This window comes from Priestia filamentosa (assembly GCF_900177535.1).
Lineage (GTDB): Bacteria > Bacillota > Bacilli > Bacillales > Bacillaceae_H > Bacillus_I > Bacillus_I filamentosa.
On record NZ_FXAJ01000001.1, the window covers coordinates 344,253 to 359,661 of the forward strand.

General features: G+C 38.0%; 17 protein-coding genes. 16 read left to right on the forward strand and 1 reads right to left on the reverse strand.

Translation table 11 applies throughout. The features are described 5' to 3' along the window. The first annotated feature begins 169 nt into the window (after positions 1–169). From dnaJ to deoC, 5 genes are all read left to right on the forward strand, one after another. Positions 170–1,294 (forward strand): molecular chaperone DnaJ, encoded by a 1,125-nt coding sequence (gene dnaJ / locus B9N79_RS01830; RefSeq protein WP_040056819.1) that lies wholly within the window; start codon positions 170–172, stop codon positions 1,292–1,294. 44 nt (positions 1,295–1,338) lie between these two features. Further along, on the forward strand, positions 1,339–2,280 hold the full coding sequence (prmA, locus tag B9N79_RS01835) for a 50S ribosomal protein L11 methyltransferase (protein ID WP_085117691.1): 942 nt from the start codon (positions 1,339–1,341) through the stop codon (positions 2,278–2,280). Between the two features lie 11 nt (positions 2,281–2,291). Then, positions 2,292–3,038 carry a 16S rRNA (uracil(1498)-N(3))-methyltransferase gene (locus B9N79_RS01840; protein WP_019391427.1) on the forward strand — a complete coding sequence of 249 codons (747 nt, stop codon included), beginning with the start codon at positions 2,292–2,294 and terminating at the stop codon, positions 3,036–3,038. A 5-nt stretch (positions 3,039–3,043) separates the two neighbouring features. Further along, positions 3,044–4,402 (forward strand): tRNA (N(6)-L-threonylcarbamoyladenosine(37)-C(2))-methylthiotransferase MtaB, encoded by a 1,359-nt coding sequence (gene mtaB / locus B9N79_RS01845; protein WP_040056817.1) that lies wholly within the window; start codon positions 3,044–3,046, stop codon positions 4,400–4,402. A 136-nt stretch (positions 4,403–4,538) separates the two neighbouring features. Next, complete coding sequence (gene deoC, locus B9N79_RS01850) at positions 4,539–5,207, forward strand: deoxyribose-phosphate aldolase (RefSeq protein WP_019391429.1); 669 nt, start codon at positions 4,539–4,541, stop codon at positions 5,205–5,207. 30 nt (positions 5,208–5,237) lie between these two features. Here the strand turns inward: deoC and B9N79_RS01855 are convergent, their stop codons facing one another. After that, complete coding sequence (locus B9N79_RS01855; RefSeq protein WP_040056816.1) at positions 5,238–6,167, reverse strand: Na/Pi symporter; 930 nt, start codon at positions 6,165–6,167, stop codon at positions 5,238–5,240. 202 nt (positions 6,168–6,369) lie between these two features. Here B9N79_RS01855 and rpsU point away from each other — a divergent pair, with 202 nt between their 5' ends. The 11 genes from rpsU to B9N79_RS01910 all read left to right on the forward strand — a co-directional run bounded on the left by rpsU (position 6,370) and on the right by B9N79_RS01910 (position 15,401). Then, positions 6,370–6,543: a 30S ribosomal protein S21 gene (rpsU, locus tag B9N79_RS01860; protein ID WP_019391431.1), complete on the forward strand. Its 174-nt coding sequence runs from the start codon at positions 6,370–6,372 to the stop codon at positions 6,541–6,543. Between the two features lie 14 nt (positions 6,544–6,557). Beyond that, the gene (locus B9N79_RS01865) at positions 6,558–7,001 is read left to right on the forward strand and encodes a GatB/YqeY domain-containing protein (RefSeq protein ID WP_019391432.1); all 444 of its coding nucleotides are present in this window, start codon (positions 6,558–6,560) and stop codon (positions 6,999–7,001) included. Positions 7,002–7,131: 130 nt separating this feature from the next. Continuing rightward, positions 7,132–8,463 carry an NfeD family protein gene (locus tag B9N79_RS01870; protein WP_019391433.1) on the forward strand — a complete coding sequence of 444 codons (1,332 nt, stop codon included), beginning with the start codon at positions 7,132–7,134 and terminating at the stop codon, positions 8,461–8,463. Position 8,464: 1 nt separating this feature from the next. Next, entirely contained in the window at positions 8,465–9,442 is a 978-nt protein-coding gene (gene floA, locus B9N79_RS01875) for a flotillin-like protein FloA (RefSeq protein WP_019391434.1), read from the forward strand. 39 nt (positions 9,443–9,481) lie between these two features. After that, the gene (locus B9N79_RS01880; protein WP_019391435.1) at positions 9,482–9,892 is read left to right on the forward strand and encodes a hypothetical protein; all 411 of its coding nucleotides are present in this window, start codon (positions 9,482–9,484) and stop codon (positions 9,890–9,892) included. 47 nt (positions 9,893–9,939) lie between these two features. Further along, the gene (gene yqfC, locus B9N79_RS01885) at positions 9,940–10,224 is read left to right on the forward strand and encodes a sporulation protein YqfC (RefSeq protein WP_019391436.1); all 285 of its coding nucleotides are present in this window, start codon (positions 9,940–9,942) and stop codon (positions 10,222–10,224) included. A 10-nt stretch (positions 10,225–10,234) separates the two neighbouring features. Beyond that, positions 10,235–11,422, forward strand: a complete 1,188-nt coding sequence (gene yqfD / locus B9N79_RS01890) for a sporulation protein YqfD (protein ID WP_019391437.1) — start codon at positions 10,235–10,237, stop codon at positions 11,420–11,422. A gap of 3 nt (positions 11,423–11,425) precedes the next feature. After that, positions 11,426–12,388, forward strand: coding sequence for a PhoH family protein (locus B9N79_RS01895; protein ID WP_019391438.1), 963 nt, complete (start codon positions 11,426–11,428; stop codon positions 12,386–12,388). Between the two features lie 83 nt (positions 12,389–12,471). Continuing rightward, a complete protein-coding gene (locus tag B9N79_RS01900; RefSeq protein WP_040056815.1) occupies positions 12,472–14,601 on the forward strand; it encodes an HD family phosphohydrolase in 2,130 nt (709 codons plus the stop codon). Further along, positions 14,585–15,052, forward strand: coding sequence for an rRNA maturation RNase YbeY (ybeY, locus tag B9N79_RS01905; protein WP_019391440.1), 468 nt, complete (start codon positions 14,585–14,587; stop codon positions 15,050–15,052). Before B9N79_RS01900 ends, ybeY begins: the two co-directional genes overlap by 17 nt. After that, positions 15,036–15,401 carry a diacylglycerol kinase family protein gene (locus B9N79_RS01910; RefSeq protein WP_019391441.1) on the forward strand — a complete coding sequence of 122 codons (366 nt, stop codon included), beginning with the start codon at positions 15,036–15,038 and terminating at the stop codon, positions 15,399–15,401. Before ybeY ends, B9N79_RS01910 begins: the two co-directional genes overlap by 17 nt. Positions 15,402–15,409 lie beyond the last annotated feature (8 nt).

Genomic DNA, 15,409 nt, shown 5'->3' on the forward strand with positions numbered 1-15,409 from the left:
GATTGAAAAGTCAAAGTCAGGCTTGCCTTGACTTTGGCTTTTTTTTTGAGATAAGAATTAGAATAAAAGGAACTATTTAATCATCGCGAAAGAGGTTTTTTTAATGTTGCCACTATGTTTGTTTTGGTGATACAATTACCTCTATGTGAAGAATCGGGAGTGAGAACGAATGAGTAAAAGAGATTATTATGAAGTACTTGGAGTAGGGAAATCTGCTACCAAAGATGAAATTAAAAAATCGTATCGTAAGCTCTCAAAAAAGTATCATCCGGACATTAACAAAGATGCGGATGCACCTGAAAAATTTAAGGAAATTAAAGAAGCTTACGAAGTATTAAGTGATGATCAGAAGCGGGCCCACTATGATCAATTCGGCCATACAGATCCAAACCAAGGTGGATTTGGCGGCGGAGGAGACTTCGGCGGCGGGTTCGGCTTTGAGGATATTTTCAGCTCGTTTTTCGGTGGCGGTGGAGGCAGACGTCGTGATCCAAACGCCCCTCGACAAGGAGCAGATTTACAATATACAATGACGCTTTCTTTTGAAGAAGCGGCATTTGGAAAAGATACAACAATTGAGATTCCGCGCGAAGAAACGTGTGACACATGTGATGGAAGCGGTGCTAAACCAGGATCGAAAGTTGATACATGTTCACACTGTAATGGAAGCGGTCAGTTAAATGTGGAACAAAATACACCATTTGGTCGCATTGTTAATCGTCGTGTTTGTCATCATTGTAATGGAAGCGGAAAGATTATTCGTGACAAATGTTCAACATGTCATGGAGCAGGGAAAGTTAAAAACCAGAAGAAAATCAGCGTGAAGATTCCAGCAGGCGTTGATGATGGTCAGCAGCTACGTGTTGCAGGTCAAGGTGAACCAGGGGTGAACGGTGGGCCTCCAGGAGATTTATTTGTTGTATTCTCAATTCGTGGGCATGAATTTTTTGAGCGCGAGGGAGACGACATTTATTGTGAAATGCCAATTACATTTTCGCAAGCAGCACTTGGTGATGAAGTAGAAGTACCAACACTGCATGGAAAAGTAAAACTTAAAGTACCAGCAGGAACCCAAACAGGTACAAATTTCCGACTCCGCGGTAAAGGTGTGCCTAATGTGCGCGGATATGGCCAAGGAGATCAACATGTTGTTATTCGTGTTATTACGCCAACAAAATTGTCTGAAAAGCAAAAAGAGCTTCTCCGCGATTTTGCTGAAGAGAGTGGCGAAACAGTTGATGAACATGAAAATTCATTTTTTGACCGTGTGAAACGCGCGTTCAAAGGTGAATAATATAAAAATAAAAGAGAATTTAGAATGGAATGGAGTTGGTAGATATGAAATGGTCTGAAATTTGTATTCATACAACGAATGAAGCAATTGAACCGATTTCGAATATTTTACATGAAGCAGGTGCAAGTGGGGTCGTAATTGAAGACCCTACGGATTTAGTGAAGGAGTATGATACAACTTTTGGTGAAATCTACCAACTCAATTCTGAAGATTATCCAGATGACGGGGTTATTGTAAAAGCCTATTTACCTCTCAATAGTTTTCTTCCTGAGACAGTAGATGGCATTAAAGAGTCTATTAACGGTCTTTTATCCTATAATTTTGATCTTGGCCTGAATAAAGTGACAATTAGTGAAGTTCATGAAGAAGAATGGGCAACAGCTTGGAAAAAGTATTATCACCCGGTAAAAATCTCACAGCGTTTTACTATTGTGCCAACGTGGGAAGACTATGAGCCAGTAAGTACAGATGAACTTATTATTGAATTGGATCCAGGGATGGCTTTTGGAACAGGAACACATCCAACAACAGTTATGTCTCTTCAAGCACTTGAAGCAACAGTTCAAAAAGGTGATACGGTAATTGATGTTGGAACAGGTTCTGGTGTATTAAGTATTGGAGCAGCCCTTCTTGAAGCTTCACATGTGCGAGCGTATGATTTAGATGAAGTAGCGGTAAAATCAGCGCGTGAAAACACTGAGCTAAACAGCGTGAATGAAGTTGTAACAGTTGGCCAAAACGACTTACTGAACGGTGTGGAAGGACAAGCTGATATTATTGTGGCCAATATTTTAGCTGAAATTATCGTTCGTTTTGTTGACGATGCTTATAAGCTTGTGAAAAACGGTGGTACGTTTATTACATCAGGTATTATTATGAACAAGAAAGAAGAAGTGAAAGAAGCATTAACAAAAGCAGGCTTCCTTATTGAAGAAGTTATGGTTATGGAAGACTGGGTAGCGATTATTGCGAAGAAAGAACAGTAAGTGGTGTAAATATGCAGCGATATTTCGTAGAAAAACACGTTGATAATAAAATTGAGATTTGTGGAGAAGATGCTCGTCATATTGTAAAAGTGATGAGAATGACGAGCGGTGATAAAGTACTTTGCTGTACGAAGGAAGGCAAAACAGCGCTAAGTATGATTACAGAGATAGCAAATGATTGTGTTCTTTTAGAGGTAGAAGAGTGGCAGGAAGAAGAAAAAGAGCTTCCTGTTTCCGTAACGATTGCGAACGGGCTGCCTAAAGGGGATAAGCTTGAGCTTGTTATCCAAAAGGGAACCGAGCTTGGAGCAGCCGAGTTTATCCCTTTCATTGCTGCTCGTTCAATTGTTAAATGGGATAGTAAGAAAGCTTCTAAAAAAGTAGAGCGTTTCAAAAAAATTGCAAAAGAAGCAGCAGAACAGTCACATCGTACTGTTGTTCCAAGTGTTGTTGAACCATGCTCATTAAATAAGCTTATAGAGGTTAGTGAGACGTATACACATAAAATTGTCGCGTATGAAGAAGAAGCAAAACGTGGTGAGAAAGCTAATTTTGCCTCCATTTTGTCACGTCTTCAAAAAGGCGATTCAATTATTATTGTTGTTGGGCCTGAGGGAGGTCTAACAGAGGAAGAAGTGGAAAAGTTAAGGCAAGCTAACTTTGTTCCATGCAGCTTTGGACCAAGAATATTACGTACAGAAACAGCCCCTTTTTATGCACTTTCTGCTGTTTCCTACGAGACTGAATTAATGAGGTGATTACAATGCCAAAAGTGGCATTCCATACATTAGGTTGTAAAGTAAACCATTACGAAACAGAAGCAATTTGGCAGCTTTTCCAAAATAACGGATATGAGCGCGTTGAATACGAGCAAACATCAGATGTATATGTTATCAATACCTGTACTGTGACGAATACTGGAGACAAAAAGAGTCGCCAAGTTATTCGTCGTGCCATTCGCAAAAATCCTGATGCAGTCATTTGTGTAACAGGATGCTATGCTCAAACATCACCAGCAGAAATTATGGCTATTCCTGGTGTCGATATTGTTGTTGGAACACAAGATCGTATTAAAATGCTTGAGTATATTGAACAATATAAAAAAGAGCGCCAACCAATTAACGGTGTAACAAATATTATGAGAAATCGCGTATATGAAGAGCTAGACGTACCGGCTTTCACAGACCGTACGCGTGCATCATTAAAAATCCAAGAAGGATGTAATAACTTCTGTACGTTCTGTATCATCCCGTGGGCTCGTGGTCTTATGCGTTCTCGTGATCCAGAAGAAGTCATTCGTCAAGCTCAGCAGCTTGTTGATGCAGGTTATAAAGAGATTGTGTTAACAGGTATTCATACAGGTGGATATGGTGAAGATATGAAAGATTATAATCTTGCAGCTCTTCTTCGTGATTTAGAAGCGAGAGTAACTGGATTAAAGAGAATTCGTATTTCATCTATTGAAGCAAGTCAGATTACAGATGAAGTAATTGACGTTTTAAACAACTCTAACATTGTTGTGCGTCATTTACATGTGCCTCTTCAGTCAGGATCTAACACTGTTTTAAAAAGAATGCGTCGTAAATATACAATGGAGTTCTTCGGTGAGAGACTTGATCGCCTTCGTGAAGCTCTTCCTGGCGTTGCTATTACTTCTGACGTTATCGTTGGTTTTCCTGGTGAAACAGAAGAAGAATTTATGGAAACCTATAATTTTATTAAAGACTACAACTTCTCTGAGCTTCATGTTTTCCCATATTCAAAACGTACGGGAACACCAGCAGCCCGCATGGAAGATCAAATTGATGAAGAAATTAAAAATGAGCGAGTTCATCGCCTTATTGAACTTTCAGATCAGCTAGCAAAAGAATATGCTTCAAACTATGAAGGTGAAGTGTTGGAAGTTATCCCAGAAGAAGTGGATAAGGAAAACCCAGAAAGCGGTCTTTTCATTGGCTATACTGATAATTATTTGAAAGTAAAATTCCAAGCAACAGAAGATATGATTGGTAAACTCGTTCGTGTAAAGATTACGAAATCAGGATATCCTTATAATGAAGGACAATTCCTTCGTGTTGTAGAAGATACGCTTACTTCTGAACATATAAAACTAAGCTCATAATAAAAACTCTGTGTCCATATTCTGGATACAGAGTTTTCTTTTCGTAAATATTGAATTCGACTCGTTTTTTTGTGGAGAAAATGATAGAATCAACAGGTACGGACAACTATAAGGTGCTTTGAAAGGAGCAAATATTATGTCAAAAGAGATCGCTAAAATGATTGATCATACACTGCTAAAAGCAGATGCTAAAAAAGAGGAAATTGAAAAGCTTTGTGAGGAAGCGAAAGAACATCATTTTGCTTCTGTATGTGTTAACCCAACATGGGTAAGTTTATCTTCTTCTCTATTAGAAGGAACAGATGTAAAAGTATGTACAGTTATTGGTTTTCCACTTGGAGCTAACACGCCTGAAGTGAAAGCGTTTGAAGCTCAAAATGCTATCTCAAATGGAGCAACAGAAGTTGATATGGTTATTAACATTGGAGCTCTTAAAGATGGAAATGATCAAGAAGTAAAGCGTGATATTCAAGCAGTTGTTGAAGCATCAAAAGGTGTTCTTGTAAAAGTTATCATTGAAACTTGTCTATTAACAGAGGACGAAAAAATTCGTGCATGCAAACTTGCAGTTGAAGCAGGAGCGGACTATGTTAAGACATCAACAGGATTCTCAACAGGCGGAGCAACTGTAGAAGACGTAGCATTAATGCGTAAAACAGTTGGACCAGACGTTGGTGTGAAAGCCTCTGGGGGCGTCCGTAATGCAGAAGGAGCAAAAGCAGTAATTGAAGCAGGGGCTACCCGTATTGGTGCAAGCTCAGGCATTGCCATTGTAAACGGCTATACAGCAGATACTGATTATTAAGGAGGAGCGGCTTATGCCGTACCTCCTTTTTTATGTTGGTCGGTAAGGTCTTTTTCTCTCTCTAACGTAAATAATCAATTTTATGAGTGGAAGAAATAAAGCTGCTAAAAAAATGTGAGAACTTAAGAAAAATAAGCGTAACAATTCTTCTTCTGTGAAAAATAGCAACGAGAGTATGTGATGAAATGCATAGAATAGTGAAAGAAAGATACTTGTTCCTAAAGTGTTGAGTAGTATATAAAATAAAGCTAAAAATTTCCCTTCTTTATTGCTCCCAATACTTGCTACTAAAGGAAAGAGAGAGGTGCCAATACTAATTCCCCAAAGCAGAAAAAGAGAAGATTTAAAAGGTAAGGCTTGTTCTTTAATAGCCTCCAGCACAATTTCAAATAGAAATGTATGGGACTGAATAATTCCGCCTAATAATACTCCAATAATTGAACCAAGAAGTTCATTTGATGACAAAAGATTCATAGAGTCTTGTACAAAAGTGAGGGGAAAAAGGGTATGTGAAAGCGACTTGCATCCACTTAGAGCGACTGTTAAACATCCTAATCCAAAGAGAATAACGCCAATTGAAAAACTTTTTCGAGATGATAACATAATAAGAAATGTACCGAGAAGTAAAAGTGGTAATATCAAATTTGAAACAGGAAAGAAGACAAAGCTAGGAATCCAAGCTCCAATGTTTGCTCCTAATGTAACAGATAGTGCTTTACGAAGGGGGAGAAATCTAGCTGAAACAAGCACAATGGCAATGATTATAACAACAGAACTGCTTTGAGTAATAAATGTAATAAGTATTCCTGTAAGGAAACTATGTGCAGATGTTTTGGTAAGAAAGGAAAGCTGATTTCTTAAAGGTTGGTTCTCGAAATTTTGAAGTCCTATCTTTAAAAGAAGCATTCCAAAAAGAAAAATTGTCAAAAAAACAGCAAAAAAAGAAAGCACTTCAATCATAAATTTCACCTCTTCTCATTATAGTGAAAAGAGATGTTTTTCTATGCCAACTTTTTAGGACAGAAAAGACGTTATTTTCTCATTCAACTTATATGCGAATACAGTTGACCTTTAAAATCATTTGTATTATAATTGCAAAAGACATGTTTTTTCACATGTAATTAATCGATGGTAGTGGTTTGTTCGGAGGGAGGGAAATAGAATGTCAAAAACGACCGTTCGTAAAAACGAATCGCTTGAAGATGCTCTTCGACGCTTTAAACGTCAAGTATCAAAAACTGGTACTTTGCAAGAAGCACGTAAGCGTGAATTCTATGAAAAGCCTAGCGTAAGACGCAAGAAAAAGTCTGAAGCTGCACGTAAACGTAAATTTTAAAAGAGGGTGTATTTATGAGTCTTCTCGATCGTTTAAATGATGATATGAAACAGGCGATGAGAGATAAAGACAAGCAAAAACTCTCTGTTATTCGCATGACCAAAGCAGCTCTTCAAAATGAGAGCATTAACAGTGGGTCACCTTTAACAGAAGATGATGAGTTAACCATTCTTTCTCGTGAGGTAAAGCAACGTAAAGAATCCCTCCATGAATTCGAACAGGCAGGTCGGGGCGACCTGGTTGAGAAAATAAACCACGAGCTTGCTATTTTAAAGCAGTATATGCCTGAACAGTTAACTGAAGAAGAAGTGGCTGAAATTGTGAAAAAAGCAATTGCCGACGTACAAGCTTCTTCTAAATCAGATATGGGAAAAGTAATGAGCGCTGTAATGCCGAAAGTAAAGGGCAAAGCAGACGGATCACTAGTAAATAAGCTCGTTCGTGAGCATCTTTCATAAAAGCATCTTACATTATGTAAGATGCTTTTTTCATTTGTAAAAATAAATTTAGAAAAGTGGGAACCTAAACAATGTTCATTCGTATATAAAGATAGCTAGAAGATATAATGGTAAAAAGGGAGGTGAGCATTTGAAAAGAAAAGCCCTATTATTTTTCACCATTATTTTCTCTGTTCTTTCTTTCTTTTCTTTTACAAGTCAATCGCAGGGGGCTTCAAAGAAAGTATACGTTATTCCGCTTGAAAACGAAGTTGGAAAAGGAATGTATAAATTTTTAAATAGAGGACTTCATGAAGCAGAAAAGGCTGAAGCTGATTTAATTGTTATCAAAATGGACACACCTGGAGGAGCGGTTGATAGTGCTATTGATATTGGAAAGCGCTTTTCTAACGAAAAAATTCCAATCGTCACATTTGTAGATAATGAGGCCCTTTCGGCAGGAGCCTACATTGCGTTAAACACAGATGAAATTTATATGACAAAATCCGCTGTTATGGGAGCCGCTGCACCTATTACAATGGATGGAAATACAGCAGGTAAAAAAGCGCAATCACGCTGGAACGCTGCAATGGAATCTGCTGCAAACAGCTATGGAGTTGATTCAAAATATGCGTTAGCAATGGCGGATGAATCTGTGAATGTACCTGAGTATGGAGCAGGGGAAGATAAATTGTTAACATTAACAGCTAAGAACGCACTCGAAGTAGGCTATTCAAAAGGAACAGAAGCGAATTTAGACAGTTTACTAAAAACGCTTGGTTATAGTGATGCTTCGATTACCACAGTTGATGAGTCCGTTTCCGAAAAGATTGCTCGCTTTGTAACAAATCCACTTGTTGTACCTATTTTACTTTCAATAGGGAGTTTAGCCCTTATTATCGAGCTTTTTACGCCAACATTTGGATTGGCTGGATTTGTAGGAATTTTATCTCTTCTATTGTTTTTCTTTGGTCATATGATTGCCGGATTTGCAGGAATTGAAACGATTGTTCTGTTTATTATTGGGCTTGTTCTCCTCTTTTTAGAAGTTTTTCTACCTGGAGGCATCATTGGAATTATTGGTTTAGGCGCAATATTTACAAGTTTTTTTATGGCTACAACAAGCTACATGCTTATGGCTATTTCAATTGCGATTGCTGCTATTGTAGCGATTGGGGGGGCATTTATATTAATGAAGTTCTTCAAACGTAGATTAAATGGGTTCCGAAAGCTTGTATTAAGTGATTCCACAAGCACTGAAAAAGGCTATATTTCAAGCCGGGATCGCAAAGATTTAATAGGACAGCAAGGGATTACAACAACGCCTCTCAGGCCGTCTGGAACCGTTCTTTTAAACGAAGAATATCTAGACGTCGTAACAGAGGGAGGCTACGTTGGTTCAGATATAAAAGTAAAGATTATAAAGGTAGAAGGCTCACGTATTGTTGTAAGACCCATCAAAGAAGAAATAGAGGAGGAATAAGATGGACATTACCGTACTTATTTTAATTGGATTAGGGATTATTCTATTAGGGATTTTCTTCACCTTTGTTCCAGTAATGCTGTGGATCTCAGCATTAGCCGCAGGTGTGAGAGTGAGTATTTTTACTCTTGTAGGAATGAGGCTTCGCCGCGTTATTCCGTCACGCGTTGTGAATCCGTTAATTAAAGCAAAAAAAGCTGGGCTAGAAGTAACGATTAATCAGCTTGAAAGTCACTACTTAGCAGGTGGTAACGTTGACCGCGTCATTAACGCGCTAATTGCTGCACACCGTGCTAACATTGATTTAAGCTTTGAACGCTGTGCAGCTATTGATTTAGCTGGACGTGATGTTCTTGAAGCCGTACAGATGAGCGTTAATCCAAAAGTTATTGAAACACCGTTTATTGCGGGGGTAGCGATGGATGGAATCGAAGTAAAAGCAAAAGCAAGAATAACGGTTCGTGCAAATATCGATCGCCTTGTTGGGGGAGCTGGAGAAGATACAGTGATTGCCCGTGTTGGTGAGGGAATTGTTAGTACAATTGGTTCACAAATAGATCATAAAAAGGTGCTTGAAAACCCGGATATGATTTCTCAAACTGTTTTAAGTAAAGGTCTTGATTCAGGAACAGCATTTGAAATTCTATCGATTGATATTGCAGACATCGATATTGGCAAAAATATTGGGGCTGTTCTGCAAACAGATCAGGCTGAAGCAGATAAAAACATTGCGCAAGCCAAAGCAGAAGAGCGTCGTGCAATGGCCGTTGCTCAAGAGCAAGAAATGCGTGCGCGTGTAGAAGAAATGCGTGCTAAAGTTGTTGAAGCGGAAGCGGAAGTTCCACTTGCAATGGCAGAAGCGCTTCGTTCAGGTAATATTGGTGTAATGGATTACATGAACATTAAGAATATTGACGCAGACACAGATATGCGTGATTCATTTGGCAAACTAACAAAAGACGATGACGAAGATCAATAAACAGTATAGTCATGGTTATGATGGAATGGAGGTGGAGAAGTGGACACACTCATTGACTTTCTGTTAAGTAATATCGTAATTGTGATTGCAGTTCTTGGCTTTATTTGGGGAATTATTCAGAAGGCGCTTGGAAAAACCGAAGAGCAGAGAGAACGACAACCTGTTGAAATGAAAGAAGAACAGAAAAGAGAGGGATCACAGCCACATCGTGTTAAAGAAACACACTCCGCTTTTGAGCGTGAACGAGAAGAACAGCAGAAAAGACTTCGTGAAGCAAAAGAACGCTACAAGAGTGCTCTTAAAAGCGTTGAGAAAGCGCCTACTCTTTCCACTAAAACAAGAAGCAAAAAGCCTAAAATAGAGCTTTCGAGGAAGAAAGCTGTTGAAGGAATGATTTGGTCTGAAATATTAGGTAAGCCAAGAGCGAAACGAAAACATAATTTACGGTGATAATTTCCCCCTTTTTTCATAAATATGAGATGAAAGGGGGTTCTTTTATGCCTAAAAAATGGAGACAGCACTTGGAGAGATGGATGACTCGACAAATGGAACTACCCCAAGATGTAACGATGGATTTGGCTCGTATTACGATGGTGGGCCATATCCACATTTACATAGAGAATCATAAAGGACTCTTAGCGTTTTCAGATAAAGAAATTCGGATCCTCTTAAAGCATAATCAACTTATTATAAGAGGTGAAGATCTTGTTATAAAAGCGATTTTACCGGAAGAGATCATTGTAGAAGGGAAGATCGATCAAGTTCTTTATATTGATCAATAGGAGGTTCTTCATGAAAAATCAATGGCTGCATTTTTGGGTAGGAAAAATTCATTTAAAACTAACTGGTGAAGGTATTGAGCGATTTTTGAATGACTGTACAAGACAAGATATTTCTGTTCTTAACGTACAGTTTAAAAATGAAGGAGAAGTAAGAGCCACTTTTTTATTGAAAGATTTATCAAAAATTCGTACAATCATCCGCAAGCACCCTTGCAAAATTCACTTTACTAAAAGTGAGGGTGCTCCTTTTTGGCAAAAACGCTTGTTAAAAAACGTTGGGTTTGTATGTGGTACGCTCCTTTGCTTATTTGTCATCCTTTTTTTATCAAACATGGTGTGGAGTATAGAGATAAAAGGGGCTAACCCTAAAACAGAGCATGAGATTATGAAGAAATTGGACGAACTTGGCGTGAAAGTAGGAAAAAGTCAGTTTGCAATTGACGATCCTGAAACCCTTCAAAAAAAAATCACGGACGGCATCGAGGATATTACGTGGATTGGAGTTGAGCTACGGGGAACTTCTTATCATTTTCAAGTTGTAGAAAAAAAGGCTCCAAAAGAATCAAAAGGATCTTCACCTCAAAACCTTATTGCGAAAAAGAAAGCAATTATTAACTATATGTTCGTTGAAAAAGGACAACCGATCGTAGAAGTGAATGAACATGTAGAAAAAGGACAAACTCTTGTTTCAGGCGTGATCGGAAATGAAAAAGAAAGCAAAGCTATCTCTGCCAAAGGGGAAATACTTGGGGAAGTATGGTATAAATCAACGGTAGAAGTGCCAATCAAAACAGAGTTTGAAGTATTGACAGGAGAAAGCAAAACAAAACATTCAGTGAGCTTGTTTGGAGGGAAACTGCCGTTTTGGGGCTTTTTCGATGATGATTATAAAACGAAAAAAAAGGAGAAGATTGTAAAGCCCGTCTACTTTTTTAATTGGAAAACACCTTTAAAGTATGAAAAACAGGTAATTCGGGAAAACGAAAAAGTAACACGTCAATATACAAAGAAAGAAGCTGTGAAACGAGGCCTCCAAATTGCTCGTGAAGATTTACTGAGCAAGGTTGATGGAGAGGCTAAGATCGTGGATGAAAATGTTTTGCACCAAACGACGGACAGTGGTAAAGTAAAATTAGTGGTTTATTACCAAGTAATAGAAAACATTGTTGGCACACAACCAATTATTCAAGGAGACTAAAGAATGGCAGAACAGCTAGTTACGATGAATTTACAGGTTGATAATCCAAATGAAGCTGTTGCTTTGTTTGGTACTCAAGATGCAAACTTACGACGTATTGAACAAGAAATGAATGTGTCTATTGTGACGCGCGGTGAAACGGTGAGCGTTTCAGGCGATGCGGAAGCAGTACAAGTAGTAGAAGAAGTACTAAAAAAACTGTTAGCCGTAATTAGAAAGAATATAACAATCTCAGAAAGAGATGTTGTATATGCCATTGAAATGGGTAAAAAAGGATCGCTTGAATTTTTTGTCGATCTTTATGAAGAAGAGATTGCTCGTAATGTAAAGGGAAAACCAATAAGAGTTAAAACGCTTGGACAAAGACACTACATTTCAGCAATGAAGCAAAATGATCTTGTATTTGGCATTGGACCAGCCGGAACGGGGAAAACATATTTAGCCGTTGTAATGGCTGTTAATGCTTTGAAAAATGGACATGTAAAACGCATTATTTTAACGAGACCCGCTGTTGAAGCTGGAGAAAGTTTAGGATTCCTGCCTGGTGATCTTAAGGAAAAAGTTGATCCTTATTTACGACCATTGTATGACGCTCTTCACGATGTATTAGGAACAGAGCATACAGGTCGACTAATTGAGCGTGGGGTTATTGAAATTGCTCCTCTTGCTTACATGCGCGGCAGAACGCTTGACGATGCGTTTGTTATTTTAGATGAAGCTCAAAATACAACACAAGCACAGATGAAGATGTTTCTAACTCGCTTAGGATTTGGTTCTAAAATGGTTATTACAGGAGATATCTCTCAAGTTGACTTGCCAAAAGGAGTAAAGTCATCAGGTCTTGAAGCAGCTAAAACATTTTTAGCTTCCATCAAAGGCATCTCTTTTATATACTTAGAACAGTCTGATGTTGTCCGTCATCCGCTTGTTGGGAAAATTATTGAAGCCTATGACAAGCACAGCTAAGACCCTTCCCTAAGGATAGGGTCTTTTTTACATAATGAAGTACAGTACAGCGTTTGTTTTTACTTTAAAGGGGGAACAAGGTTGTGTTAAAGCTATGGAAACAAATGATGGAACAGTTGAATAAACTGAAATTCATCCAGATTGGTCTGTACGCCTTGTTAGGAATATTTCTATTTTCCATAATGTATAACAACGTAAAGCCAGAAGAGCTTGATTTACGAAAATTCACCATCTCAAAGCAAACTGTGTACTCTCCTATTACGATAGAAGACAAGGAGAGTACAGAAAAAAAGCGTGAGGAAGCAAAGGAATCTGTTGAGGATGTATATACGTTAAAAACGGAATATGCTCAAAATCGAATAGATCTTGTAGAGGCTATTTTTAACGCTGTAGATGATTTTAAGAAACAAAACAAAGGGATTACGGATGAAGAAATTGTAGATGTTAAAAGTCAGCTCAAAGAGACGATGCCAAAGGAAGCTTCTCGGGGCTTGTCAGAAGAAGTATTTGAAACGCTTGTTAAAACGGATAAAGAACAGCTTTCAGCTGCTAAGGATACCATTATCACAGCTATCCACCAGACGATGAAAAATCGCGTCACTGTCCAAGATATTAGCGATAAACGTAAAGATACAGCAAATCAGCTTATGTATGCAAATGTTGATGATAATGTGAAAGATTCAATGAGAGCTATTGCTGAATTTGCTGTTATTCCTAATGTAGTTTATGATCCAAACAAAACAAGAGAAAATCGTCAAGAAGCAGTGGAAAAAATTGACCCTGTTCGTATTAAGCAAGGCCAAATTCTTGTTGAAGAAGGCCAGCTTATTACCTCTGATATTTATCATCAGCTACAGCTTGTTGGATTATTAGATAATAAGCATCTTATTCCCCCATTTGTTGGGCTAGGGTTGCTTGTTGTTATCATGATTAGTGCTATCGTATATTATTTAAAAGAATTTCATCAAAAGACGTATCAGCCTCTTGTTCTTTACGTAATTGTAATGATAATTACGATTACAATCATAAAACTTGTTAGTTTATTTCAGGAACAAGAGATATCTGATCTTGGCTATTTGGCTCCTGTTGCAACAGGAGGACTTTTATTAAGGCTTCTTTTAAATGAGAAGGTAGCTGTTATTTCAAGCATTGTCGTAGCTATTTGTGGAAGTATTATCTTTAATCAAGAAGTTACAAATGTTTTTAATATGCCAATGGCTCTTTATTTCCTTATTAGCTCTATAGCTGGTATTTTATTTATCAATCACCAACAGCGGAGATCACAAATTTTACAAGCGGGTTTATTTATAGCTTTTATGAACATTGTGGCAATTTTTGCGATTGTATTTCTGAAAAATGGCCAGATTGATAATATGGAGATTGGTTATTATAGCTTGATGGCTGTTTCTTCTGGTATTATATCTTCAGTCTTAACAATCGGAATTTTACCTTTCTTTGAAGCAGGATTTGGTATTTTATCAAGTATCAAGCTTATTGAGCTTTCAAATCCAAATCATCCACTGTTAAGGAAAATCTTGACTGAGACACCAGGTACGTACCATCATAGCGTAATGGTAGCAAACTTAGCTGAAGCTGCTTGTGAAGCAATAGGAGCAAACGGGCTTTTAGCAAGGGTAGGATCTTATTATCACGATATTGGAAAAACAAGGCGTCCTCATTATTTTATTGAAAATCAGATGAACATCAAGAATCCACATGACCGTCTACCTCCAGAAGTTAGTAAAAATATTATTATTGCACATGCTGTTGATGGAGCGGATATTTTACGTAAACACAAATTCCCAAGAGAATTTGTAGATATTGCCCGGGAGCATCACGGAACAACGTTGCTTAAATTTTTCTACTACAAAGCAGTGGAAAAAAGTGAAAAAGAAATACCTGAGTGCGAATACCGTTATCCAGGGCCAAAAGCACAAACAAAAGAATCAGCAGTTATTGGCATTGCGGACAGTGTTGAAGCTGCTGTAAGATCGATGTCAAACCCAACCCCTGAAAAAATTGAAAACTTAGTTTCAAATATTATTAAAGATCGACTTCAAGACGGCCAGTTGAGCGAGTGTGATTTAACACTACGGGAGCTTGGAACTGTATCAAAAGCCCTTTGTGAAACATTGAATGGTATTTTCCACTCGCGCATTGAATATCCGGATATGAAGAAAGAAAAGGAGAATGAAGATGACTCTAGCAGTTGATTTTATTGACGAAACAGGAAGCATAACGGAAGAACAAGAAACAAAAATTCATGGATTATTAAAGCTTGCATCTCAAATGGAAGAAGTGAGCAATGCAGAATTGTCACTGACATTTGTAGATAATGACGCTATTCAGGATATTAATAGAGAGTATCGTGGGAAAGATAAGCCGACAGATGTCATTTCATTTGCTATGGAAGAAATGGGAGAGGGAGAGCTTGAAATTGTTGGTGAAGATTTACCACGAGCTTTAGGAGATATTATCATTTCAGTTCCAAAAGCAGAGGAACAAGCGGAAGATTATGGTCATTCCTTTATGAGAGAGCTAGGGTTTTTAGCTGTGCATGGATTCTTACATTTATTAGGATACGATCATGAAACAGAAGAAGAAGAGAAAGAGATGTTCACTAGACAAACGGAAATTTTAGAACGCTATGGGCTTACACGATAAACATTCGTTTCTTAAAAGCTTCTCTTATGCTTTCTCAGGGATAAAGACCTCTTTTCAAAGTGAGTTACATCTTAAAATCCACGCTTTTGCGGGAGTCTTAGCTTTGGGCGGTGGTTTCTACTTCGGGCTTACAAAAATAGAGTGGGTTGTAATTATTCTTTTGATTATGGGAATGTTCAGTTTAGAAATGATCAATACAGCCATAGAGAAAACGGTCGATTTGGTTACAAGAGATTACCATCATCTTGCTAAAAAGGCGAAGGATATTGCTGCAGGAGCTGTGCTTGTGTATGCAATAGGAGCTATGGTCATTGGCATAATTATTTTTTGGCCATATCTAGGAATTTAAAGTTGTGA